At 71.9% G+C, this 24,440-nt stretch carries 16 protein-coding genes; 7 read left to right on the top strand and 9 right to left on the bottom strand.

What is annotated here, in order from left to right; genetic code table 11:
• Window positions 1-246: 246 nt before the first annotated feature.
• Window positions 247-2,400, bottom strand: coding sequence for a SpoIIE family protein phosphatase (locus tag N4G66_RS24610; RefSeq protein ID WP_261706349.1), 2,154 nt, complete (start codon window positions 2,398-2,400; stop codon window positions 247-249).
• A 285-nt stretch (window positions 2,401-2,685) separates the two neighbouring features.
• On the opposite strand from N4G66_RS24610, the gene N4G66_RS24605 reads away from it, so the two are divergent.
• Window positions 2,686-3,294, top strand: coding sequence for a response regulator transcription factor (locus N4G66_RS24605; RefSeq protein WP_261706348.1), 609 nt, complete (start codon window positions 2,686-2,688; stop codon window positions 3,292-3,294).
• Here the strand turns inward: N4G66_RS24605 and N4G66_RS24600 are convergent.
• The 4 genes from N4G66_RS24600 to lanKC form a co-directional block, all read right to left on the bottom strand.
• A complete protein-coding gene (locus N4G66_RS24600; protein ID WP_261706347.1) occupies window positions 3,224-5,176 on the bottom strand; it encodes an ATP-binding cassette domain-containing protein in 1,953 nt (650 codons plus the stop codon). The two genes, N4G66_RS24605 and N4G66_RS24600, sit on opposite strands and share 71 nt — an antisense overlap.
• The gene (locus tag N4G66_RS24595) at window positions 5,173-6,978 is read right to left on the bottom strand and encodes an ABC transporter ATP-binding protein (protein WP_391858876.1); all 1,806 of its coding nucleotides are present in this window, start codon (window positions 6,976-6,978) and stop codon (window positions 5,173-5,175) included. Before N4G66_RS24595 ends, N4G66_RS24600 begins: the two co-directional genes overlap by 4 nt.
• 131 nt (window positions 6,979-7,109) lie before the next feature.
• A complete protein-coding gene (locus tag N4G66_RS24590; RefSeq protein WP_261706345.1) occupies window positions 7,110-7,226 on the bottom strand; it encodes a SapB/AmfS family lanthipeptide in 117 nt (38 codons plus the stop codon).
• 41 nt (window positions 7,227-7,267) lie between these two features.
• Window positions 7,268-10,012 (bottom strand): class III lanthionine synthetase LanKC, encoded by a 2,745-nt coding sequence (gene lanKC / locus N4G66_RS24585; protein WP_261706344.1) that lies wholly within the window; start codon window positions 10,010-10,012, stop codon window positions 7,268-7,270.
• Between the two features lie 214 nt (window positions 10,013-10,226).
• Between lanKC and N4G66_RS24580 the strand changes: the two genes are divergently transcribed.
• Together N4G66_RS24580 and N4G66_RS24575 are read left to right on the top strand one after the other, a co-directional pair.
• Window positions 10,227-12,659: a SpoIIE family protein phosphatase gene (locus tag N4G66_RS24580; protein WP_261706343.1), complete on the top strand. Its 2,433-nt coding sequence runs from the start codon at window positions 10,227-10,229 to the stop codon at window positions 12,657-12,659.
• A gap of 201 nt (window positions 12,660-12,860) precedes the next feature.
• Window positions 12,861-13,370 carry a metallophosphoesterase family protein gene (locus N4G66_RS24575; protein ID WP_261706342.1) on the top strand — a complete coding sequence of 170 codons (510 nt, stop codon included), beginning with the start codon at window positions 12,861-12,863 and terminating at the stop codon, window positions 13,368-13,370.
• Between the two features lie 21 nt (window positions 13,371-13,391).
• On the opposite strand, the gene N4G66_RS24570 is transcribed toward N4G66_RS24575, so the two are convergent.
• A complete protein-coding gene (locus tag N4G66_RS24570; RefSeq protein WP_261706341.1) occupies window positions 13,392-14,510 on the bottom strand; it encodes an XdhC family protein in 1,119 nt (372 codons plus the stop codon).
• Window positions 14,511-14,757: 247 nt separating this feature from the next.
• Between N4G66_RS24570 and N4G66_RS24565 the strand changes: the two genes are divergently transcribed.
• Window positions 14,758-16,743 (top strand): elongation factor G, encoded by a 1,986-nt coding sequence (locus N4G66_RS24565; protein ID WP_261706340.1) that lies wholly within the window; start codon window positions 14,758-14,760, stop codon window positions 16,741-16,743.
• A gap of 155 nt (window positions 16,744-16,898) precedes the next feature.
• Window positions 16,899-18,767 (top strand): cellulase family glycosylhydrolase, encoded by a 1,869-nt coding sequence (locus tag N4G66_RS24560; RefSeq protein WP_261706339.1) that lies wholly within the window; start codon window positions 16,899-16,901, stop codon window positions 18,765-18,767.
• A 7-nt stretch (window positions 18,768-18,774) separates the two neighbouring features.
• Here the strand turns inward: N4G66_RS24560 and N4G66_RS24555 are convergent, their stop codons facing one another.
• Window positions 18,775-20,034, bottom strand: a complete 1,260-nt coding sequence (locus tag N4G66_RS24555; protein ID WP_261706338.1) for a YncE family protein — start codon at window positions 20,032-20,034, stop codon at window positions 18,775-18,777.
• 254 nt (window positions 20,035-20,288) lie between these two features.
• Between N4G66_RS24555 and N4G66_RS24550 the strand changes: the two genes are divergently transcribed.
• Window positions 20,289-20,960, top strand: a complete 672-nt coding sequence (locus N4G66_RS24550; RefSeq protein WP_261706337.1) for a TetR/AcrR family transcriptional regulator — start codon at window positions 20,289-20,291, stop codon at window positions 20,958-20,960.
• Window positions 20,961-21,296: 336 nt separating this feature from the next.
• On the opposite strand, the gene N4G66_RS24545 is transcribed toward N4G66_RS24550, so the two are convergent.
• Window positions 21,297-22,535: a glycosyltransferase gene (locus tag N4G66_RS24545; RefSeq protein ID WP_261706361.1), complete on the bottom strand. Its 1,239-nt coding sequence runs from the start codon at window positions 22,533-22,535 to the stop codon at window positions 21,297-21,299.
• Window positions 22,536-22,729: 194 nt separating this feature from the next.
• Here N4G66_RS24545 and N4G66_RS24540 point away from each other — a divergent pair, with 194 nt between their 5' ends.
• Window positions 22,730-23,722, top strand: coding sequence for a polyprenyl synthetase family protein (locus tag N4G66_RS24540; RefSeq protein WP_261706336.1), 993 nt, complete (start codon window positions 22,730-22,732; stop codon window positions 23,720-23,722).
• Window positions 23,723-24,052: 330 nt separating this feature from the next.
• On the opposite strand, the gene N4G66_RS24535 is transcribed toward N4G66_RS24540, so the two are convergent.
• Window positions 24,053-24,418, bottom strand: a complete 366-nt coding sequence (locus tag N4G66_RS24535) for a nuclear transport factor 2 family protein (protein WP_261706335.1) — start codon at window positions 24,416-24,418, stop codon at window positions 24,053-24,055.
• Window positions 24,419-24,440 lie beyond the last annotated feature (22 nt).

Raw genomic sequence — 24,440 nt, 5'->3', positions numbered from 1 at the left:
CGGCGCGGCCGATCAGAGCGGTGCGATGGGCGACCAGAGCGGTGCGGCGGGCGACCAGTCCGGAGCCGGGATGAACGACGGCTCGGGCATGGTGTCGGCCACCCCGTGAAGCCGGTGACTCCGGTGAAGCCGGTGACTCCGGCGATCAAGAACCACTGACCGGCCAACGGAACAGGGAATTCCGGTCGACAGTGGACAGGTCCGGCCCTCCGGCGGGAGGGTCGGACCGCTCCTTTTCCGGCCCGGTCAGCCGGGCGGCCGTACCCGCAGCAGAAGCAGCGCGACATCGTCCGGCCGGCCCTGGTCGCCGTCCTCGCCCTGCTGGAGCAGACTGTCGGCCAGCTCGTCCAGGGGCTGGTCCCCGGTCGCGGCGAGGCGTCGCGCGAGGTCGGCGAGGGCGTCCTCGATGTCCACGCCGGGCGACTCGATCAGACCATCGGTGTAGAGGGCGAGCACGGATCCCGGGACGAGCGGCACCTCCGTCGTCGGATACACGGCGTGGGCGTCGATCCCGAGCAGCGGCCCGCCGGCCAGGTCGAGCACCTTGACCTTGCCGTCCGGTCGGCGCAGCAGCGGCGGCGGATGCCCCGCGCGGGCCATCACGGCCACCCCGCGTGCCGGGTCCAGCCGCAGATACAGACAACTGGCGAACAGCTCGGCGCCCAGGTCGATGAGCAGCCGGTTGGTGCTCCCCATCACCTCCTCCGGCGCCTGGCCGACCGCCGTGTACGCGCGTACGGCGGTGCGGATCTGTCCCATCAGGCCCGCGGCCGTCACGTTGTGCCCCTGTACATCCCCGATCACCGCCGCCGCCCGGCCGTGGGAGGACACCAGGTCGTAGAAGTCCCCGCCGATGTCCATGCCCTGAGTGGCCGGCAGATAGCGCGCGGCCGCCTCGATCGAGGCCAGCGGCGGGAGCGAGCTCGGCAGCAGCGCGGCCTGCAGCCCCTGCGCCAGCTGGAGTTTGGCGTCGTAGAGCAGGGCCCGCTCCAGCGCCTGGGCGATCAGCCCGCCCAGACTGGTCAGCACCGCCCGCTCGTCGGTCGCGAAATGGTGGGACTGCGCGTACCCGAGGACGCAGGTGCCCACCGGTCGCCCGGAGGCGATCAGGGGCAGATACGCCCACGCGCCCATGCCGTCGGGTGTCGCGTACTGCGACGGATACAGCCGTTCCAGCTGCTCGCGCGAGTCGAAGAACGCGGGCACACCGGTGTTCAGCGCCTGGGTGCCCGGGGTCTGCCGGCTCAGCGGCAGCCCGTCGAACTGCTCGATGGTGTGTGCGTCCGGATAGCCGCGATGCCCGAGCACGTGCAGGCGGCCGGCCCGGCTGCCGAGGACGACCAGGGCCTGGCTGCCGACGGCGGGCGAGATCTCGTCCGCGATCAGCTGCACCACGTCCTGGACGCCCGCCGCCTCCGTCAGCGCGCTCGCCAGACTCAGCACGTGGGAGATCGTCACCAGGCGCGGGCTGCCGTCGTTCGGCTGCGGCCCCGCCCGCGTCATCTCGGACACCGGCCGGGCCCGCGAGATACGGACGCTCAGCCCGTTCGTACTGGGATACAGGCGGAACGACAGCCATTCGCCCGGCGGGCGCAGCGCGACGAACGAGGTCACGTGCTGGCTGATCAGCGCCGCCCGGTACTGGTCCTCGTAGACCGGGTCGTTCAGCCAGGGCACGGCCGCCCACAGCTGGGTGCCCAGGAGCCGGTCGACGGGCACGTCCAGCAGTTCGGCCGTCGCGGCGTTGGCGAAACCGACCCGCCCGTGCAGATCCAGCGAGCACAGCCCGTACGGCAGCCGCCCCACCATCCGCGTGGCCTCCACCGTGCCGAACGTGCCGACCGACGGCGCCGCGCCCGGTGCGGGCAGGTCGGGTTCGGCGCGCAGCGGGCGGTTCTCCGCGACAGCCCGTTCCAGGCGCAGCGCGAGCCGGTCACAGGCCGCGGTGAGGTGTTCCCGCTCCCGGTCGGAGAGGTCCGGCGGATGGGAGCCGGGCCAGGTCACATAGGCGGCGCCGTACACGGTGGTCGCCGTCGCCACCGGAAGCGCCGCGAGGGCGAAGGGGTACGGGAGCACCACCGCGATCCGGGGATATCTGCGGGCCATCTGGTGCTCGCCGCCCACCCAGATCAGCTGCCGCTCCCGTACGGCCTCGGCGACCGGGATCGGCGCGCTGAGCCCCACCCGTTCCCACGGCGCAGCGAAGGCCCGCGGCAGCCCGGCGGAGACCGCCATCTCCAGCACCGGCTCGTGGGAGGCCAGCAGGTACACGGCTCCCGAGTGGGCGTGCACGTCGTCCAGCATCGCGGCCAGTGTCAGTGACAGCAGCGGCCGTCCCACCGGGGTCGGCCGGCCGGCCGGCGCCTGTGCGGCCTGCTGCCCGTCGGACACGCCGACCACCTCCTCGCGGGGCCGTCGACGGCCTCCGCACCTCCAGGGACCAAGGCTCCTCCCTGGAGACCCATCGCGCACGGCGAACGGAGTCCGCGGACCTGCGCGGCCGTACCCCGCGGGCTCCGTGCCATGCCTCCGGGTCGAAGCACGGAGCGGCGTGCGGGCGCTCTCCGCGCGCCCCTGCGCAACCTCTTGGCCGATTCTTCGCGACGGCGCGCGGTCGCAAGCGCCGAACAATGGGCACGCGCACAGGGCGAGTACGCCCTCGCGAGGTCACCCGAAGGAGGCGACGTGATCCGGGTACTACTGGTGCACGATGCATGTCTGGTGCGGCAGGTGCTGGCCGAGTGGCTGGACCGTACGCCGGATCTCGGCGTGTACGACACCCCGTGGGACAGCGCGCCAGGCCGGGTCCGTTCGGTCGGACCGGACGTGTGCGCGGCGGACCTGGACTGCGCCGGCTCGTACGGCATTCCGCCGCTCTCCGACTTGTGCGGCCGTGGTCCGGGAACCCCGGCGCCGCGGCTTCTCGTTCTCGCCAGCGCGAACAGACCAGGATTGCTCCGGAGGGCCGCGGAGGCCGGCGCCCTGGGCTACGTCGACAAGGAGGGCTCGCCCGAGCGCCTGCTGTCGGGGATCCGCCAGGTCGCCGGGGGAGAGCGGTTCGTCGACGACTCGCTGGGGTTCGGCTTCCTGAAGGCCGCAGAGATGCCACTGACCCGGCGCGAGCTGAGCGTGTTGTCCCTCGCGGCCGCGGGCGCCTCCATCGCCGAGATCGCGGGCAGCCTGCATCTGTCCCACGGGACCGTGCGTAACTACATGGCGGCCATCACGCGCAAGACCGGGGCCCGTAACCGCATCGACGCGATCCGGATCTCGCAGGGCGAGGGCTGGCTGTGAGCGCGTGCGACCAGCTGCCGGTCAGATCGCGGTAGAGAGGTGATCGCTCCACAAGTTCCTCGTGGTCGCCGAGGACGGCCCGTCGGCCGTCCATGACCAGTACCCGCGCGGCCCGGCGCGCCGAACTGATGCGGTGCGCCACCACCACGACGGTGCCGCCGGGGCGTGCGGCGAAGGCACGCTCCGCGCGTTCCTCCGCCTCCGGATCGAGGTGGCAGGTCGCCTCGTCCAGCAGCGCGAGGGGGGCGTACGAGAGGTAGGCCCTGGTCAGCGCGATCAGCTGTCGCTCGCCCGCGGACAGGGTTCGCGGGTCGACCGCGGCCGCAGGGCCGCCGAGCCGTTCCATCAGACCGTCGAGCCCGACCGCCTCGGCCGCTGCCCGCAGCTCCGCCTCCGGTACGGGACCCGGCCGTAGCTGGCCCAGATTCTCCGCGAGCGTGCCGGTGAAGACGTACGCCTCCTGCGGGATGAGGACCCGCTGCTCACAGGCTGTCGGACCGCGCAGCGGCTGTATCCACGCGGGCTCTTCCCGCGCCGCCCGACCGTGCACCGGTTGTCCGTTCACCTGGATCGTGCCGCTCGTCGGCTCCAGGAGTCCCGCGACGAGCCCCATGAGCGTGGACTTGCCTATGCCGCTGGGACCCACGACCGCCAGATGGGCGCCCCGGGGGACACGGAGATGAAGGTTCTCGATGACGGGGACGCCGCCGGGGCCGTAGGCGAAGGTGAGGGCGGTGACGGAGAGGGCGGGGCCGGCGTCCGGGGCGTGACCGGAGGAGGCCGGAGTGCCGAGGGGGTGGGACAGCGGGGCCGACGGGCGAGGTCCGTCGCCGGTCGGGGGCACCGCGGTCCCCCGTGCACCGGTTGAGCCGTTTGGAGGTGCTGTCGTCTGCGGGGCTCGGGTCGAGTCGGTCGGGGGTACTGCCGTCCGCAGGGCTCCGTCCCGGCCGCTCGCAGTCGGGGGCGGGTCCGGTGTCAGGCGGCGCAGCACCACCGCGAGCCGGGAGCCGCTGGTGCCGAGGCCGTGGACCAGGTTCTGCAGAGCCGGGAGCAGGGACTGGGTGACGTAGGCGAGCGCGCCGACCAGCGCCCCGGGGGTGACGCCGTGAGCCAGCAGCCAGGGCGCCGTCGCGAGCAGCAGGACGAGGGGGAGCTGCCCGCCGACGGCGAGGCAGACCACGCGCAGGACCCCCCAGCGGGCCAGCGACCGTGCCGCCCGCAGTTCGACGGCGATGCGCACTCCCGCGCCGGTGGTGACCCGGGCCTCCGCCCCGGCCGCCATGATGTCCCGCAATCCCGGGCAGATGCGGCCCAGGTGGTCGGCAATCTCTTCGTCGGCGACGAGGAACGCCTCCTGCCTGCGCGCCAGCGGAGGCAGGGTCAGGACGAACAGGGCCAATCCGGCCGCCAGTGGCGGTGCCACCACCAGAAGAAGAAGTGGGTCGAGCGAGCAGAGCCCGATCAGGGCGCCCGCGGCGGTGAAGAGGAAGGAGCGCGACACCATCACCAGTCCCGCGAAGGTGTCCCGCGCGATCTCCACCTGCTGGGTGAGCCCGGAGAGGGCGCCACCGTCGCCTTCCCGTACTCCACGCGCCACCACGTGCCGCACCAGTTGGTCCCGCACCGGTTCGACGAGCGCGGCGACACCCCCGTACACCCGCCTCGTGCCGTACGCCCCGACGACGACGGCGAGCGCCCCGGCACCCAGCCAGCCGAGCCCCGTGCGCGCCCGACCGGCCAGGAATCCCGCGTCGAGTGCCCGAGCCAGGGCGTACCCCATGAGGAAGGCCTGCCCCGCCTCCACCACCGACCAGGCGGCGAGTGCCGCGACCGCACGCCGGTGGGCGCGCAGCAGCCGCAGCCCGCGCCGGTACACCGTCATGAGGGGCCCCCCTCCGATGCGGGGCCCGCCGCTCCGAAGGCGTCGCTCTCGTCCCCCTCGGTGCCGGCTGCCCCGGGAGAACCCTTCGGGCACTGTTCCGGTGCCGCGCCGCCCGCTCCGAACAGCGCGCGGTACTCAGCCCCGCGCCACAGCTCCGCGTGCGGCCCCAGCGCCCGCAGCCGTCCGCCTTCCAGCCAGGCCACCCGGTCCGCGCGCGCCGCCGTGGACGCCCGGTGGGCGATGATCAGGCGGCTGGAGCCGGGGGAGGGCCGGAAGAGGGCTTCGGCGATGTGGTGTTCGGTGACCGTGTCGAGGCTGGACAGGGCGTCGTCGAGGATGAGCAGCCGGCCGCCGTGGGCGAAGGCCCGTGCGAGGCCCAGGCGTTGGACCTCGCCGCCGGAGAGGGGAGCGTCGGTGCAGCGGGTGGCGTACCCCTCCGGGAGCCGGCGCACGAAGGCGTCGGCACGGGCCGTGCGCGCGGCGTCCCGGACACGGTCGACGGAGGCCGCGCGGACCCCGAGGGCGATGGTGTCCGCGATCGTCTCACCGAGCAGGGCGGGCCGTTCGAAGGCGTGGCCGACCGCCCCGCGCAACGCGTCGCGGGACAGAGCGCTCAAGGGCACCCCGTCGAGGCGGACTTCGCCGTCGTCGGGGTCGGCCAGCCGCCCGGCGACCGCGGCGAGCAGTGACTTGCCGGAACCCGAGCGGCCCACGACGGCGAGCGTGCCGCCGCCGGGAACGGTGAGGTCGATCCCGTCGAGCACGGGGCGCCCGCCACGTCGGACGGTCACGCCGCGCAGCTCCAACCGCCCTTGTCCCGGGGGCATATGGAGTGTTCCGTACGGCGTCGCTGGCTCCGTGAGCAGTTCGGCGAGCCGTCGTGCCGCCGCCCGTGCGCGGACCAGTCCGGACAGCTGCCCCACCAGGACGCCGACTCCGGTCGCCAGCACCGTGTACCGGGACGCCGCGAGCAGATCGCCGACGGAGAGCTGGTGGTGGACGAGCAGCACACCTGCGACGGCCAGCACCCCGATCTGCAGGAGCGGGGCCACGGTGACCGCCCGTGCGGCGGCGCGCCCCTGGACCCGCCACATCAGCCGGCCCTCGCGGGAGAGCTCGGGCAGCGGCCGTAGTATCCGCGCCGCCTCGCGGTCGGCCGTCCCGCCAGCGGCGATCGTACGGAATCCGCCGATGGCCTCCGCCAGACCGCCCGCGATCCGGCCCTGCGCCTCCTGGTAGCGCGCCGCGCAGCGCGAGGAGTCGCGCGCGAGGGCGCGCAGCAGCAACGTCAGCACGGGGGCGCCGCCGAGGAACACCGCCGCCAGTCGAGGATCGACGAGCCAGAGTGCCACGATCGCACCGGCCGGCGCGGCGAGCGCCGCGAGGAGCGCCGCGGCGGTCGCGGGCGCCGTGCCCGCCTGCGCGGCGTTGCCGACGAGCCGTGCCACCAGGTCGCCCGCCCCGAACCGGCTGACGGTCCGCGGCCCGGCTGACAGCACATGCCCGACCAGGCGCCTCCTCAGCCAGGCGGTGACACGCGCGTTGGTGGTCGCGCCGAGGACGGTCTCGCCCGCGTCGAGCATGGCGAGAAGCAGCACGAGGGCGGTACAGACCAGCACCCAGCGGGTGGCCCGTGCCCCCTCGGGATCCGTCAGCAGGAGGTCGAGGGCCCGGCCGAGTGCGAAGGGCAGGATCAGGTTCGCCGCCGTCGCGGACGTGCTCGCGAGGCACAGGGCGGCACAGCGGCAGCCGCTGTGCCGGGCGGCGGCGCGGAGCAGCGGCGCGCGGGGAGCGGCAGGGATGTCGGCCGCGGTACGGGTGTCGGCTGGAGTGGTCACTCGGTGGAGGTCCCTCGTGTCCCGGGCCGTGCGGGACCCGGGCGGCCCCTCCCCGCTGAAGGGGGGACCACCCGGGGCCGTGCCGGCACCTGTCGTCAGAGACAGAGCAGAATGCTCGCGGCGGAGATGCAGGAGAGCAGGCTCACCGTGCTCTCGGCGCCGCCCCCGGTGTGCTCGTCGGACTCCATCGTCTGCAGGTCGAGAAGTGCCATCTCGTGTTCCTTTCCCTTGATGGGGACGGAGGTTGGTTGTGTCACGACTCCGTCAGGTGCGGAGCCGCGTGTGAGGGGCCGCCGGTGAGCGGCGGCAGGAACGGCAGATGGGCGGGAACCGCGCCGTCGAGCGCCGCGCCGAGCGCGAGCAGGCACCCCGCCGTTCCGGTGCCAAGATCCATGGAGAGCCGCATCATCTGGTGCCCGGGGAAGGCCAGTCGGCCGTCGTACGACATCGCGAACCAGCCGAGTCCGGCGACCTGTTCGGCGAGCCGCTCCCGGACGGCGCCCGGCGTGCCGGTGCGAGCGAGGTGCAGGATCATTCCGGCGCGGCCCTGGAAGAGACCGGGCTGCGCGTAGAAGCGTGAGGTCGCGGCGGTGAGGATCTCGGAACGCGCCCGCTCGAACTCCCCTGGATCACGCACCGAGTGGACCAGCAGGTCGTCGAGGACCATGCCTACGCCGGCGCTGCCGTCCCCGAGGTACGGCAGGGTGCGCCAGCCTTCGTCCACCTCCAGTGCGCCGCTCTTCTGCACGACACAGCGGTCCAGGTCACGGCGTAACGCCTCCTCGGCCGCGACGAGGAGCCCTGGGTCGCCGGTGCGCTCGTAGTGGCGGAGCAGGAAGAGCGCGGGACCGCTCGCGCCGCGCAGGAGACCGGCGCGCCGGCGCGGAGCGTCGGGGCGTGGTCCGGTGAGCCGGTCGACGATGATCTGCGCGGCCTCGGCGGCGCGCTCGGCCAGTTCCGGCTCGCCCGTCGTGCGGGCGAGGTGGCCGAGTACCAGACCGAGGCCGGCGAGGCCGCCGCGCAGGTCGGAGGAGAGGTTCTGCCACCGCTCCCGGAGGATGCCGTCGAGCAGGTCGAGCGCGCGCCGGCGGTGCCCGAGCCCTTCGAGGACGTACACGACGCCCGCGAGCCCGTCGTACAGCCCGAGCGGCGTCCCGGCCGGCGTCGGATCGGTGTGGTCGAGGAGCCAGCGCTCGCCCTCCTCGTAGCGGCCTGCCCCGCTCGCGGTCAGGGCGTACAGCACGCCCGCCGCCCCGTGCGCGAGTCCGAGCCCGCCACCGTCGGAGAACTGGGCGATGTCGCCGGGGAAGAGCCGGTCGTCGCGCTCCGGTGTGGCCGATGCCAGGATCGCCCCGGCCATCGAGTCACGGCTCACCGGCCAGTCGCCGGGCTCGGGGAGCGAGGAGACCGGTTCCCGGCGGAGTGCGGGGCCCGATTCCCGGGCGGGCGAGGCGACCGGTTCATCGAGGAGCGGGGGGACCGGGTCCCGAAGGCGAGAGCCGGGCTGGGGCGCGCCGGCCGCTTCTCCGCCGTGAGCCGGAGCGGTCGTGTCACCGGCGTCCCTCGTGATCTCGGCGACCGCCTCCGTGAGGAACGCCTCGGGCACGTCCGGGAACTGACCGGCGATGACCTCCGCCAGATGCGCCGCTTTGCCCCGGTCGACCACGAAGAGGGTGGTGACCGGCAGGAACAGCGCGAGCCGCAGACACGCCAGCGCGTACCGGTCGACGGCGGTGCCCCTGCGGTCCGGCGGCGCGAAGAACCCCGGGTGGGCGACGACCTGGCGGCCGTTCTCCTCGACCGGCGCCGCGGCCTCGAAGTCGAGCAGCGACACCGACTCCCCGTCGGGCGCCACCATGATGTTGAAGACGTGCAGGTCGTTGAAGACGATCCCGCGCGCGTGCACCGCCTCGACGGCCTCCTCGACCCGGCGGTGGACGCGTAGCGCCCAGGCCGTGTACGAGGTGACCGCGTCCGGAGCCGGTTCGGGGGTGAGCAGCGGATGGCGCTCGGCGAAGAAGGAGTTGAGGGGCCTCCCCTCCAGGAAGTCCATGACGAGAAAGCGGTGGTCACCGAGGGTGAACCAGTCCCGCACGGCGGGCACCACGTCCAGGCCGGCCACCCGCTCCAGTGCCTGCTTCTCGCGTTCGAGACGGGTGATCGCGTCGGCGCCGTCCGCGGCGAGGCCCGCGTGCGGCCGCCCCTCCTTGAGCACGACCTTGTGTCCGTCACGGGTGTCGGTGCCCGAGTACACCCCGCCGCCGTTGGAGAAGTGCAGGGCCTTCTCGACGCGGTACGGAAGGTCGCCGATCGTCGTCGTGTTCCGCGCCGCGAGCTGCGGTTCCAGGAACGCGGGCAGTGTCACCCACTCCGGCACCCGGAACGAGGGCTGCCGCCGGTCAGGCACCAGCGTTCCCGCGCCGTCCCGCACCGCCGGAACGAGCGACCCGTACTCGTCGACGACGAAGGCGCGGGCGAATGCGCCGTACCGGACGTACAGCGGGCCCTCGTTCCAGCGCAGATCGGTGAGGATGTACGGGCCCTCGAAGCCGTCCAGCAGCGCGCCCAGCTCACGCAGCACCTGGTGGAGCCGTTCCTCGTCCGCCGGGTAGATCGTCACGAACTTGCCGCTGGTGTCGCGGGCCGCGTACTTGGTGTTCCGCAGGTGCAGCAGATGCGGGCCCGGAACGAACTTGAACGGGATGCCGCGCGGCACGCAGTAGTCCCACACGATCGTGGCGATCTTCTCCGCGTTCTCCCGGGTGGCCGAGGCATGGACCTTCCAGCCCTGGGCCGGCCCAGGGAGCGCCTCGCCGTTCCGGTCGGCCGGTGTCAGCGTCAGCCAGGCGCCGATCCGTGCCGAGTGCCAGCCCTCGGGCACCTCGCGCAGCGCCGCCTCGTACGCGGGCGGAGCGTTCCGCCCGCGTACGGACAACCTGTCCGGCGTCTCGTAGAAGTGTCGGTCGGCGAGTGCGTAGACCTCGTATCGCTTGTCCATGCCCATTCCCCTCGGCCCGGTGCCACCGAGCCTTGCAGCCGGCCGGACGCGCGGACAGTCACGCCTGTCATGAGATCACTGTGCGAAACGCATGAATCAAGATGGATTCGATTTCGTTCGATTGGCCGCCCCGTATGGGCTTCCCCGCAGGCCCGACGTGTTCGGAACGGTCACAGGGGCTGCGCCGGAGCCCGGGAAGCGCTGTAATTACGGCGTGGTCAGTGAGGGTGCTGCGGAACGCGGAACAAGAATGTCGCGCGCCGAACTTGCCCTGAAGACGCTTACCGCGGACCTCGACCCGCGCGAACGGCTGCACCGCCTGCTCGAACAGGCACTCGTCTTCACCGGTGCGACCGTCGCCGCCGTGTACTCACCCAGTGTGAGCGGCGGCGAACTGCATCTGGCCGAGTCCGCGGGAGTGCCCAGGACGCTGTACGGGCTCCGCGACAGCTACCCCCTGTCCGGCGGCTCCCCGGCCGCCGAGGCCCTGCGCTCGGGGCAGCCGTGCTGGCTCGGACCGCAGGAGCTCGCCCGCTGCTCCGACGCCCGGCGGCTGTCCTCCCAGGACTTCTCCATGGCCGTGCTGCCCCTGCGGGACAACGGCTGCATGGTCGCCGTCAGCGAGGGCCCCGACGGCTTCGGCTCCGTGGACCGGGCCTGCCTCGGGATGCTCGCCGAGGCCGTCGTCTGCCCGCCGGCCCCGCTGCCCGACGACGCGGCCGACCTGCCCGCCAGCTCGTTCAGCCTCGCGATGGACACCGGGCGCGTCGAGGTCGACAACGAGGTGCTCGACCTGTTCGGCCTGTCCTCCACCGCCTTCGACGGCAGGGTCGAGACCCTGCTGTCGATGACCGTCCCGGAGGACCTCCCCTCGCTGATGTCCGCGGTGGAACCGGACCACATGACCGTCGGCGACCGCGAGCTGGAGTTCCGCATCCTCCAGCCGTCCGGCGGACACAAGTGGCTCCGGCTGCGCGCCCGCCTGATGCCCTCCGGAGAGGGCCGCCCCGCACGGCTCGTGGGCACCGTCTCCGACGCCTCGAAGCTGCGCTCCGGCCTGAACGACGTGGGCCGCGTCCAGCGGCTCGCCGCCGCCCTCGCCACCGCCGGCACCGTCCGCGATGTCGGCCAGGCTGTCGTCACCGCCCTGCGCGAACCCCTCCAGGCCGACCGGATCGCCGTCGCCGAGCTGGAGGGCGACCGGCTCGTCGTCACACTCCTGGACCCGCCCCAGCCGGAGTTCTGGCCGGAACTGTGGCGCAGCGAATGGCGCTCGGAGTGGCCCGACGCCCCGGTCCGGGCCATGCCCACGCTCGCGGCGGCCCTCACCGAGGGGCGGCCCGCCATCTGGCCCGCCGGCGCGGATCTGGAGGCCGCGCTCGCCGAGGTCGGCCCCGGCGGCCTCGCCGTGCTGCCGCTGCCCGCGGGCGGTCGCATGGCGGGTGCCTGCCTGATCGGCTGGGACGCCCCGCACGAATTCGGCCCGGACGAGCGTGCCCTGCTCACCGCCTCCGCCGGCCTCGCCGGGCAGGCCCTGGTGCGCGCCCACGCCTTCGACGCCGAGCACGAACTGATCGGCATGCTCCAGCGGACGCTGCTCCCGCGACGGCTGCCCAAGCTGCCGGGCGCGGTCGCCGTCGCCCGCTATCTGCCGACAACGTCGGGCCTGGACGTCGGCGGCGACTGGTACGACGTGATCCCGCTGCCCGACAACCATGTCGCCCTCATCATCGGCGACGTCCAGGGACACAACGCCTCGGCCGCGACCCTCATGGGCCAGATGCGCACCGCGCTGCGCGCCTACGCCGTCGAGGGCCACCCCCCGGACGTGGTGGTCTCGCACGCCAACCGGCTCCTGCTCGATCTGGAGACCGACCTCTTCGCCACCTGCTGCTATGTCGACGTCGACATGGAGGAGGGGTCCGCCTGGTATGTGCGAGCCGGACACATTCCGCCGGTGCTGCGTCACCCGAACGGCGGTACCGAGGTCCCCGAGTCGGAGCCCGGGCCACCGCTCGGCGTCATCCGGCAGACCGACTTCCCCATGAGTCCGCTGCGGCTCCAGCCCGGCACCATCGTGGCGCTGACCACCGACGGTCTGGTCGAGTCCGTCGACGTCGACATCGAGGACGGTCTGAAACGGCTCGCCGCGGGCCTGGCCGGGTCCGACCCCGCCCACCTCGGTCTCGTCGCCGACGAACTGCTCACGGGCGCCAACCGCAGCGACGACGTGGCCCTCCTGCTGATGCGCTACGACGGCATGGAGGTGCTCCCGCTCCGCGAGAGCTGGACCGTATGGAGGGTCCCCGAGGCGGTCCGGCACGCCCGCCGGTACACCCGGCGGGCACTGCGCACCTGGGGCGTCGGCGCCTACACGGACTCCGCCCTGCTGATCGTCTCGGAACTCGTCACCAACGCCCTGGTGCACACCGACGGCCAGGTCAGGCTCGACCTCACCCTCGTCAGCGACCGGCTGCGCATCACGGTCGCCGACAACTCGCCCCGCACGCCGATCAAGCCCACCAGCATCGGCTGGGAGGCCACCGGAGGCCGCGGCATCCTCCTCGTCGAGGCGATGTCGGCGACGTGGGGCACGGTGCCGGTGAGCGGTGGGAAGCAGGTCTGGAGCGAGATCGCGCTGGACTGATGCCGTCGTGCGCCGGAGCGGCGCGGGATGCGCCCGGGCGACGCCGGATCACGCCGGAGGGAGGCGGGACCGGTCTGGAGCGACGGTCGGGGAGGCGGTCGGGGAGAACGACCGAGAAGGCGGTCGAGGGGACGACCGAGGGGACGACAGAGGCGGCCCGAAGTCCCATCCCGAGCGACATCGGAGTGACACCCTGAAGGGGTGCGCCTCCTGCTGCTTTCCGACACCCATCTCCCGAAGCGGGCCAGGGAACTTCCCGCCCCGCTGCTCGCCGAACTCCCGCTCGCCGACGTCGTGATCCACGCGGGGGACTGGGTGGACACCGCCACCCTCGACCTGCTGGAGGCCCGTTCCCGCCGGGTCGTCGGTGTGTACGGCAACAACGACGGCCCCGATCTGAGGGCCCGCCTCCCCGAGATCGCCCGCGTCGAACTGGGCGGCCTGCGCTTCGGCGTCGTCCACGAGACCGGCGCCCCGCAGCGCCGCGAACAGCACTGCTCGGAACGCTTCCCCGACCTCGACGTCCTGGTCTTCGGCCACAGCCACATTCCCTGGGACACCACCACGCCGACCGGCCTGCGCATGCTCAATCCCGGTTCACCGACCGACCGCCGCAGCCAGCCGTACTGCACGTACATGACAGCGACGGTGACCGACGGCGGCGGGCTCACGGATGTGATCCTGCACCGACTGCCTCCGCGCACCGGCTGATCCACGGCCACCGGCCCACGGTTACCGCGGGTGGATCGCCCCGCCCCTCACCGTCAGGGGCAGCCCGCTGCCGCCCCAGCGCAGTGCGACGATCTCCGCGGCGACGGACACGGCCACCTCCTCCGGTGTACGCGCCCCGAGGTCGAGGCCGACGGGGGAGCGCAGCCGGGACAGCTCGCGCTCCGACACGCCGGACGCGAGCAGCCGTTCGACGCGGTCGTCGTGGGTACGCCGGCTGCCCATGGCCCCGATGTACGCGGCCGGGCGGCGCAGTGCCTCCTCCAGCAGGGGCACATCGAACTTGGGGTCGTGGGTCAGGACGCAGATCACCGTGCGTGCGTCGGTCGTCGTGCCGCTCAGATAGCGGTGCGGCCAGTCCACGACGACCTCCACGCCCGCCGGGAAGCGCCTCGGCGTGGCGAAGACCGGGCGGGCGTCGCACACCGTGACCCGGTAGCCGAGGAAGGCGCCGATACGGGCCACGGCGGCCGCGTAGTCGATCGCGCCGAAGACGAGCATGCGCGGCGGCGGCGCGAAGGAGTGCAGGAAGACGGCGACGGCGTCCTCGCGCCGTTCGCCGTGCGGGCCGTAGTGCCGTCGCCCCGTTGCGCCCTGGGCCAGCTCGCCGCGTGCGTCGGCGGCGACGGCGACGTCCAGGCCCGTCGAGCCCAGCGAACCGGACATCCCGCCGTCCGGGCCCGGCTCCCCGTCCGGCCATACGGCGAGCGTGGCTCCGCGCGGCGCGGGTCCGTCGATCACCGTCGCCACCGTCACCGGGCGGCCCTCGGACACCGAATCGGCCACCGCGGCGAAGGCCGGATCCTCGGCGGGCGACACCCGCCGGACCAGCAGCGTGATCTCACCGCCGCAGGTGAGTCCCACGGCGAAGGCGTCCTCGTCGCTGTACCCGAACGTCTCCAGGCGCGCCTCGCCCGAGGCGATCACCTCCTGGGCCAGTTCGAACACCACGCCCTCCACACAGCCGCCGGACACACTTCCCACGACCTCGCCGCCCGGACCCACCGCCATGGCCGCGCCCGGGTCGCGGGGCGCGCTGCGGCCGACCGCCACCACCGTCGCCAGCCCGAAGGGGGATCCGGCCGCGTACCACTCGTACAGCGCGGGGAGGATGTCCCGCATGGTCCACTCCTCTCGCCGCGGGCCGGGCCCGTCCCAAGGATCCGGTGGCCTTCAAGGATCAGGATCCGGTCCCCTTCAAGGATCCGCCCCGCGACAGGATTTCGTTGAGCGTTAATGCGTTGCCGTCCGAGGCGGCGGCCTGCTGCACTACGGAGACACGTCCACCGGGATCGAGGAGCAGAAATGCGCGCACCGTTCATGTCCACCCAGGAAGGAATCACTCCCACTTCAAAGGACATGACACCCGGTGCATATGCTCAACCTGGGAATTCTGGCGCACGTAGACGCCGGTAAGACAAGCCTGACCGAGCGGCTGCTGCACACGGTCGGGGTCATCGACGAGATCGGCAGCGTCGACGACGGAAGCACCCGGACCGATTTCCTCGCGCTGGAGCGGCAGCGCGGCATCACGATCAAATCCGCCGTCGTCTCCTTCGCGATCGACGACCTCACCGTCAATCTGATCGACACCCCCGGACACCCGGACTTCATCGCCGAGGTGGAACGGGTCCTCGGCGTGCTCGACGGCGCCGTCCTCGTCGTCTCGGCCGTGGAGGGCGTGCAGGCGCAGACACGCGTACTGATGCGGACACTCCAGCGGCTGCGCATCCCCACGCTGATCTTCGTGAACAAGATCGACCGCCGCGGGGCGCGTCACGACGAGGTCCTGGAGAAGATCTCCGAGCGGCTCACCCCGGCGATCGTCCCGATGGGCGAGGTCGGCGAACCGGGCACGCGTACCGCGTACTTCACCCCCTATCCCGCTGCCCGGCTGCGGCCGCACCTCCTCGATCCGCTCGCCGAGCACGACGAGGAGCTGCTGGCGGCGTACGTCGAGGACAGGGTGTCGTACGACCACCTGCGCGCCGCTCTCGTCGCGCAGACCGGGCGTGCCCTCGTGCACCCCGTGTTCTTCGGATCGGCCATGACCGGCGCGGGCGTGGACGAACTGATCTCCGGGATCCGGGAGTTGCTGCCCGGGGCGAAGGCGGACACCGACGGACCGGTGTCGGGCACCGTCTTCAAGGTCGAGCGGGGAGCGGCCGGGGAGAAGATCGCGTACGCGCGGATGTTCTCGGGGACCCTGCGGACCCGCGACCGGCTCGCCCTGCGGGACGGCGAGGAGGGGAAGGTCACCGCGATCAGTGTCTTCGACCAGGGCTCGGCGGTCCGTGAGGCGTGCGTGAGCGCGGGACGCATCGGCAAACTGTGGGGACTCGGCGCGATCCGGATCGGTGACACCATCGGCGAACCGCGACCGTCGCCGGCGGCCGGACACCACTTCGCCCCGCCGACCCTCGAAACCGTCGTCTCTCCCGGCCGCCCGGCCGACAAGGGCGCGTTGCATCTCGCGCTGACCCAACTCGCCGAGCAGGACCCGCTGATCAATCTCCGCCACGACGACCTGCGGGGCGAGATCTCCGTGTCGCTCTACGGCGAGGTGCAGAAGGAAGTCCTCCAGGCGACCCTGGCGGACGAGTTCGGCATCGACGTCCTGTTCCGCGAGACGACACCGCTCTGCGTCGAACGGCCCCTCGGTACCGGCGCGTCGGTCGAGTTCAACAAGAAGGACCAGAACCCGTTCCTCGCGACCGTCGGACTGCGCGTCGAGCCTGCGCCGATCGGTTCTGGCGTGGACTTCCGGCTGGAGGTCGAACTCGGATCGATGCCGTACGCGTTCTTCAAGGCGGTCGAGGACACCGTCAAGGAGACGCTGGGGCAGGGTGTGCACGGCTGGCAGGTCACCGACTGCACCGTCACGATGACGCATGCGGGCTACTCGCCGCGCCAGAGCCATGCCCACCAGGGATTCGACAAGAGCATGTCCAGCACGGGTGCCGACTTCCGGGGCCTGACCCCGCTGGTGCTGATGGACGCGCTGCGCGCGGCCGGCAGCCAGGTGTACGAGCCGATGTACCACTTCCGGCTGGAGGCTCCGGCGGACACGCTCGGCGCCGTGCTGCCGGTGCTGGCCAGACAACGAGCCGTACCGGGGACCACACGGCTGCACGGTTCCTCGTGTGTGCTGGAGGGTGTTCTCCCGGTGGTGCGGGCGCATGAACTGGAGCAGCAGCTACCGGCGCTGACGCGGGGAGAGGGCGAGCTGGAGTGCGCCTTCGACCACTACGCGCCCGTGGCGCACGGCGCGGTCCCGGACCGTCCCCGGACCGATCTGAACCCGCTGGACCGCAAGGAGTACCTGCTGAACCTGACGCGCCGGGTCGGCGTGTGAGCCGCCCTCCGTGTACCGCCCCCGCGCGAAGAGGCGGGCGAAACGCCGCGCGAAGGGGTGGCCGAAGCGCCGCGCGAAGAGGCGGGTGAAACGAGAAACTTACTCATGAGTCAGAGGTGTTGACGCCTCCCGGTACCGGCGGGAATGTTGTGGACATGTCGAAGTTACGTGCGCGTCTGCTCGGCGTCCTCGTACTCCTCACCGGTTTCCTCACGGCGGCGGGCGCCCGGCCCGCCGCCGCGGACGGACTCCCCGACTCCCTCTGGTTCGACCAGCCCGCCGCCGCCACCCTCACGGTCACGAACGGCCGCTTCACCGACGGCCTCGGCCGTGAGGTCGTACTGCGCGGCTACAACGTCTCCGGCGAGACCAAGCTGGAGGAGCACAGCGGACTCCCCTTCGCCTCGGTCGCCGACGCGGCGAAGTCCGCGACGGCGCTGCGCGCCCTCGGCGGCGGCAACTCCGTGCGCTTCCTGCTCTCCTGGGCGCACGCCGAACCCGCCCGCGGTCAGGTCGACAGCGCCTATCTCGCCGCGGCCACCGACCAGATGCGCGTCTTCCTCGACGCGGGAATCCGTGTCTTCCCCGACTTCCACCAGGACCTCTACTCCCGCTACCTCTTCAACACGGGCAGCTGGTACTCCGGCGACGGAGCCCCCAAGTGGGCGGTGACCGCCGGCGGTTACCCTCAGGAGTCCTGCGGCATCTGCCTCTTCTGGGGCCAGAACATCACCCAGAACAGTGCCGTCAAGGCGGCGCAGTACGACTTCTGGCACAACTCCTACGGGGTCCAGGACGCCTTCCTCACCACGGCCCAGGCCACCATGACGTACGTCCGACAGCACCTCACCAGCGCCGAGTTCGCGGGCCTCGCCGGCTTCGACCCGTTCAACGAGCCCTATGCGGGCACCTACGACTCGGGCCAGACGAGCCGCACCTGGGAACGCGACCTGCTCTGGCCGTTCTACGGGAAGTTCCGGGCCCGCATGGACGCGGCCGGCTGGCAGGACAAGCCCGCCTTCGTGGAGCCGAACCTCTTCTGGAACTCCAACATCAGCTCCCAGAAGCAGGAGGGCGGCCTGCTGGACGCGGGCACACTCGGCCCGCGCTACGTGTTCAACACCCACTTCTACGACCAGAAGGCCATCTCGGGCATCCTCATGTGGGGCAAGGCGGGCGACGGCCAGTACGCCACCGACTTCGCCGCGGTCCGGGACCGGGCCTCGGCCGCCGGGACGACCGCGGTCGTCAGCGAGTTCGGCCACCCGCTCTCGGGCACGGTCTCGGACAAGGCCCCGACCGTCGACAAGGCGATGTACCAGGCCCTCGACTCCCGCTTCCCCGGCTCCGGTTGGTGGACCGGAACGGCTTCTTCGGGACCGGTGCTGTCGGGTACCCAATGGCAGTGGGACATCTACAGCGGCCGTCACCACGAGCTGATGAACGACAACCCCGACAAGGTCCTGACCTCGGGCGACGCCTGGAACGACGAAGACCTCTCCGCCGTCCGCCTCGACGACTCGGGCACCGCCGTGCTGCGCCAGGACGCCCGGCTCCTCGACCGCCTCTACCCCGGTGCCACCGCGGGTTCCACCCTCGCCTTCACCTACGAGGACCGCTCCCGCGACGGTTCCACCACGCTGACCTGGAACCCGGTGCCCTCGACCCTGCCGCAGGTCTCCCAGCTGGTGGGAGCGGGGCAGTACGGCCTGCTCGTCTGGCGCTCCGACGGCGGGACCGCCCCGACGGAACTCCATCTGCCGGCGTCCTTCCCGGCCGCGGCCACGACGGTGGTGTCCGACCTCGGAGCGATGCTCTCCCCGCCCGCCTACACCTCGACGGCACCTGTCGCCGTTGCCCCCGAGCCGGGCGGCACCGGAAGCCGACGCCTCCTGCTCACCGCACCCGGCTCGGGAACCCTGCACTACGCGCTGGTCACGAACGGGGCGAGCGCTCCGTCCTCCGCCCTGCTGAACGGGGCCCGCACCGAACTGGCCGCCTGGGCCGCCACGCGATTCGGCTGAGCACCGGTCAGCTACCGGACGGGCCGCTCCAGTTCGCCTCCACATGGCCGAGGCGAACCCGCTGGGGGTGGTCGCCGACCGGCACCGACACCGTCTTCTGCCCGGTGGCGAAGTCGATGGCGGTTACCTGGTCGGCGCCGCTCTCGGAGACGACACAGTCCTTGCCGTCACCGCTCACGGTCGCCCAGTACGGCTTGGAGGCGGGGACCAGCGGGCCTTCCTGGAGGCTCGCGCGGTCGACGACGGTCGCGTAGTCGTCCATCGTCCCCGCCACGCACAGCTTGGTTCCCGACGGGTTCATCGAAATGCCGTGGTGGCGCGAGTCGTTGACCCAGGTCGTGCGGTCGCTGCTGGTGGCGGGGTTCTTCGGAAGGGTCTTGACCCGGGTGATCCGGTCGGTGGCGACGTCGTACTCCAGGAAACCGTTGAAGAACGACACCTGGAAGTACAGCTTGGACTCGTCCGGCGAGAAGACGGCCGGGCGGACGGCGTCGGAGAAGTCCGTGAGGCCGATCGCGTCGAGGCGCTGGCGCATGTCGATCACCTTGACCTGCTTGTAGGTGGTCGCGTCGACGACGGTGATCTTCCGGTCGCCCTTGGTCCAGTCCAGCCAGGGGTCGTCGAGAGCGGTGGTGACATCACCGATGGCCATGTTCCAGATGTACTTGCCGTCGTGGGTGAAGATGTTCTCGTGCGGCTTGTCGCCGGTGCCGAAGGAACCGAGCTGCCGGCCGGTCGTGATGTCGAGAACGTGCACGGTGTTCGCGGTCGAGGCCGAGACCGCGACCCGGGTGCCGTCGGGGGACACGGCCATGTGGTCCGAGCGGTAACCCGCCACGGGAAAACGCCAGTTGATCCGTCCGGTGGCGAGGTCGATCGAGACGACGTCGGCGAAACTCGGGCGTGAGACCACTACCGACCTGCCGTCGGGCGTGGAGTACATGTCGTCGACGAACTGGTCGTGTCCCTCGCCGACACCGCTTCGAATTCCCATGAAGTAGGCCCACTTGATGGGATCGGCGTTGATCGCCGCGAGCCGCTCGTTCTTGTCCGGGATGACGTTGATCCGGCCGACCTTCGCGAAGTCACCGGTGGACCGGATGACGTCCGCGGTGCCTTCCCAGTTGTTGCCGACGAACATCACCTCGCGCAGATCGGTGGCGGAGGCCTGCGCGCCGGCGGCGGTCGCGGCGGTCGCCGTGGCGCCGAGGGTGAGCGTGAGGGCCGCGGCGAGAGAACAGAGGTGTCTGGCTCTGAGGACGGACATGGAGGGTCCCTGTCGTAGTGGGGAGTGCGGGTGACGGGCACGGTGAACCGGGAGCGTGCGGTGAACGGGGGCCTGCTGTGCATGCCGAGAGCATGAATGTCGAGAGCATGACAAGAGGAAATCTGAACATGCCCGCTTTCAAAGTGTGCTTACTGGAAAGTAAGGACTGGGGGAGCCTCTCCACAAGGGGCGGTACACGACAAAATCGTCGAAGGGGCGAACGCTGGTTCGTGTCGGCGCCGAGGGAGGAACGCGTGGCGGGCAGGCTCAGACAGCCCACCGGCCGATACGGCGGCAGAACGGCCGAGGAACGGCAGGCGGAGCGCCGCCGCCGCTTCCTCGACGCCGGGCTCCAGCTGTTCGGCGACGGACCCGGGTACCGGTCCACGACCGTGGCGGCCCTCAGTGAGGCGGCGGGATTGTCCACGCGCCAGTTCTACGAGGCGTTCCGGGGCCTCGAAGACGTACTGGCCGCCCTCCATCTCCAGGTCAACGACTGGGCCGAGGAGGCCGCCCTGGCCGCGCTCGCCGAGGCCCGCGACCTGCCGCTGCCCGAGCGCGTCACCGCCCTCTTCCACGCCTACGCGGCGAACGTGACGAGCGATCCCCGCCGCATCCGCATCACCTTCGTGGAGATCATCGGCGTGAGCCCCCGGATCGAGGACCAGCGGCTCGCCCGCCGGGCCCGCTGGGTGGAGTTCATCTGCGGCGAGGCGGCGACCGCCGTCGCCCGTGGCGAGGCGGCGCCGCGCGACTACCGCCTGGCCGCGACCGCCTTCATCGGCAGCGTGAACGGCCTGCTGCACGACTGGAACGCCGGATGGGTGGACGCGTCCCTGGACGAGGTCGTGGAGGAACTGGTCCGCCAGTTGCTCGGGATCCTGCGCCCCGCCGGCTGGGGCGCAAAGGGGGCCGCGGGCCCGTGAACGAAAGGTGGCCGCGCGTCCGCGGGAGGCATGGCCGGGAGCCCGTGAGCGGAGCCGGGTATGGGCCCTTGGGCAGGTATCGCCACCAGCTCGTGAGCGGAGGTGCCGACGGGTCCGCAGGCGGCGGACGCGAAACGGCGAGGGGTGCGCCCACGCCGGCTTTCGAGTCAGCCGAGCCCGCCGGAACTGCCGGAGCTGCCCGCGAGTCAGCCGAGCCGCCGGAGCCGCCCCCGAGACGGCGAGGGGTGCGTCCACGCCGGCTTTCGAGTCAGCCGAGCCCGCCGGAGCCGCCGGAGCTGCCCGCGAGTCAGCCGAGCTGCCGGAGCTGCCCGCGAGTCAGCCGAGCCGCCCGAGCCGGTCGAGCGCCTCCGCGACCGGTGCCACCCCGTCCTCGGCGCGAAGGCGCTCCGCCAGGTCTTGCGCGCGCCGTCGGTACGAGGGTTCCGTGGCCGCCCGGACCAGAGCCGCCGTCAGCCGTTCGGCGCGCAGCCCCCGCAGCGACAGGGCGCCGGGCGACACGCCGAGTGCGACGAGCCGGGCGGCCCAGAACCCCTCGTCGAACTGGATCGGCACGGGTACCGCGGGGACCCCGGCCCGCAGCCCCGCCGCTGTCGTACCGGCCCCGGCGTGATGCACCACCGCGGCCATCCGGGGGAACAGGAGGGAGTGCGGCACCTCTCCGACCGTGAACATGTCGTCGCCGGTGGCGCGCAGCTCACCCCACCCCCGCTGGATCACACCGCGCAGCCCGGCGGCCCGCAGGGCGCGCACCACCTCGGTGCTCAGCCGCTCGGGATCGGGGACGGTGGCGCTGCCCAGGCCCACGAAGACCGGAGCGGGGCCCGCGTCCAGGAAGTCCCGCAGCGTGGAGGGGAGCCGGGCGTCCTCGCCGTCGTAGGGCCACCAGTACCCGGACACGTCGAGCCCGCGCCGCCAGTCCGGCGGCCGGCGCACCACCAGAGGGCTGAACCCGTGGTGCACCGGCCACGCCTGCCGCTCGCGGGCGCGGTGGGCCGCGACGGGGCCGACGGGCGGAAGGCCGAGCCGCATGCGCACGTTCCGCACGGTCTCGGCGAAGACCCGCTCGAGGGCCAGGTTGACGGCGTACCCGGCCGCCCGGTTCATGGTGGGCCCCCACGAGCGGACACCGGCCACCGGAGGGGCGAACTCCCTTGTGGGGGAGAGCGGTTGGAGATGCACTCCCATGCTGGGCAGGGCCAGCCCCTCCGCGACGGCGTACCCGAGAGGTCCCAGTGAACCGGACAGCAGGAGTACGTCGCTGGAGCGGGCCGCCGCGATCATGTCGTCGGCCAGCCGCCCTACGACCGACCGGGCCATCTCGACGAGCCGGACGATCTTTCCGGCTCCGGTGGTGCTGCGATGCAGCCGCTGTCCGCGCACGGACTCCAGTTCGGCCCGCGGATCGACGGGCAGTGCGTGGAAGCCCACCCCCGAATCCGACACCAGGTCCGCGAAGCACCCGTGCGTCACCAGGGTGACCTCGTGCCCGGCCCGCACCAGGCCGTGCCCGAGTCCGGTGAACGGCGCCACATCGCCCCGTGAACCCGCGGTCATGATCGCTACTCGCACGACGGTCAGTATGGCGGGGTTCGCAGCCGGCGGTCCGTCGCTTCACGGAGCGCAGGACGGGGCCCGTAAGGAACAGGCCTTGGCGCAATGTTGCTCTAGCTCGCCATCATGGCGAATGATCGAATCGGTGCTCGATTAATTCGGTGGTGGGGGTGGACTGCGTGCGGACGAAGTCGTACATGGATCTGCATCGGGAGATGTCCGCGGACATCGAGGCGGAGCGGAATTCCGCACTGGATCTGCTGGGGCCATCGGCCGCCTCGGTCCGGGCGTCGGTCGCCGAACTCCTGGAACACCGGACGTTCGCCTATCCCCTGTCCGTACTGCCGGTGATCGTCCACGCCGTGGAGACGGGGGAGCCCGGACCGGCTGTTCCGCTGGCCGTCGTCCATGAACTGTGGTGGACCTCGGCGTGCTACCTGGACGACCTCGCCGACGGCCAGGCCGTCTTCGCCGCCGGTGGTCTCGGCGAGAGCGAGGCGCTGCTCGCCACGGTCGTCAGCGGAATTCCGCTCCCCCTGCTCGTCGTTCAGTCGCCCCGGATCCCCGAAAAGGCGCGCGTACCACTGTCGGCCGAGATCGTGAGGTGCTGGATCACCGCGACCGAGGGGCAGTTGAGGGACCTTCGCGCGGACGTTGGCGCGGCCACGCGCGACGCCGTGGTCACCGCGTATCTCGGGAAGTCCGGCGCGCCGTTCAGCATGGTCACGGCCATGGCCGCGCAACTGGCGGGCCGTGCGGTCGAAAGAGTGGAACTCTGGCGGGAGTTCGGCAACGTCTTCGGCATCCTGTGGCAGCTGTTCAACGATCAGCAGGACATCCTGACCGGCCGCAACGAAGACCTCGCGAACGGCACGGTGACGTATCTGCTGGCGTGCGCCTTGGAGAACGCGGCCCCCGATTCGGTGGGCCGCGCCCTGGAACTGCACGCCGCCGCACGCCGCTCGCCCGACGCCTGCGCGGCGCTCACGGCCGTCCTTCTCGCGCCGGACGTGCTGCGTCGGTACGAACAGGACATCAGCGTCTTCCGCGACAGGGCTCACCGCCTCCTGCGCGAACTCGGCGGCGACACGGCCTATTTGTCCGTTCTGTACGACCTCGTGGACCTGGCCTCCCCGATGCTTCTCCAGGCGGCGGAGCCGATCGTCCGAGCGGTTCCGGCCCAGCACTGAGGGCGGGACCGCGACCGTCCATGAGCTGGGCCCGGGAGGTGAGTTCCTCGGGATGCCGCCGGTCCGGTCGTCCGGAGCGCCCCGCCGGCCGGGGTGCCGCTCACCGGGGCCGGATGCGCAGCCTTCGTGCGGCACGCGGGGTCGGAGGACGCGGGTGCGAACGCGCCGTCCGCAGTATCGAGTCCAGGAGGGAGGCGGTCACGCGGAGGCCTGCCGCGGACACCGGTCGTCGGCGCCGAGGTCGGTACGGACGGGACCTCCCCATCGCCGTACCCGCCGAGAAGGTCCAGGTCAGACGAGACTTGACCTGGACCTTCGGCCAGCTCCTCCCTACTCGTCCCATGCCTGTACCAGTGTCTGCTCGATGATTTTCCCGTCGCGCAGCGACATCATCGACGTGCTCATCACCCGTACCCCGTCCGCGTACACGCAGGTTTCGGTGAAGGCGACGTGGTCGCCCTGGACGACGCACTGGTCCATCTTGTGCGTCATGTCCCGGCTGTAGACGTCGTTGAGCATCTCGGCGATCTCGGTGCGACCGTGTTTGACCATCGGGTGACTGGGCTGCGTGTTGCGGTCCACGACGCGCAGTTCCGCGTCGTCCGCGTAGAGCGACAGCAGATCTGCCGCACTGTGTCCTTCGATGCCCCGGCGCAGCGCCTCGGTGTCGAAGACGGGGGCTGCCGCTGTGCCCATGAGTGACCTCCTCAGGAAGGCG

Source organism: Streptomyces rhizosphaerihabitans, assembly GCF_025399795.1.
Classification (GTDB): Bacteria; Actinomycetota; Actinomycetes; order Streptomycetales; family Streptomycetaceae; genus Streptomyces; species Streptomyces rhizosphaerihabitans.
This window is presented reverse-complemented; position numbering and strand designations above follow the sequence as displayed.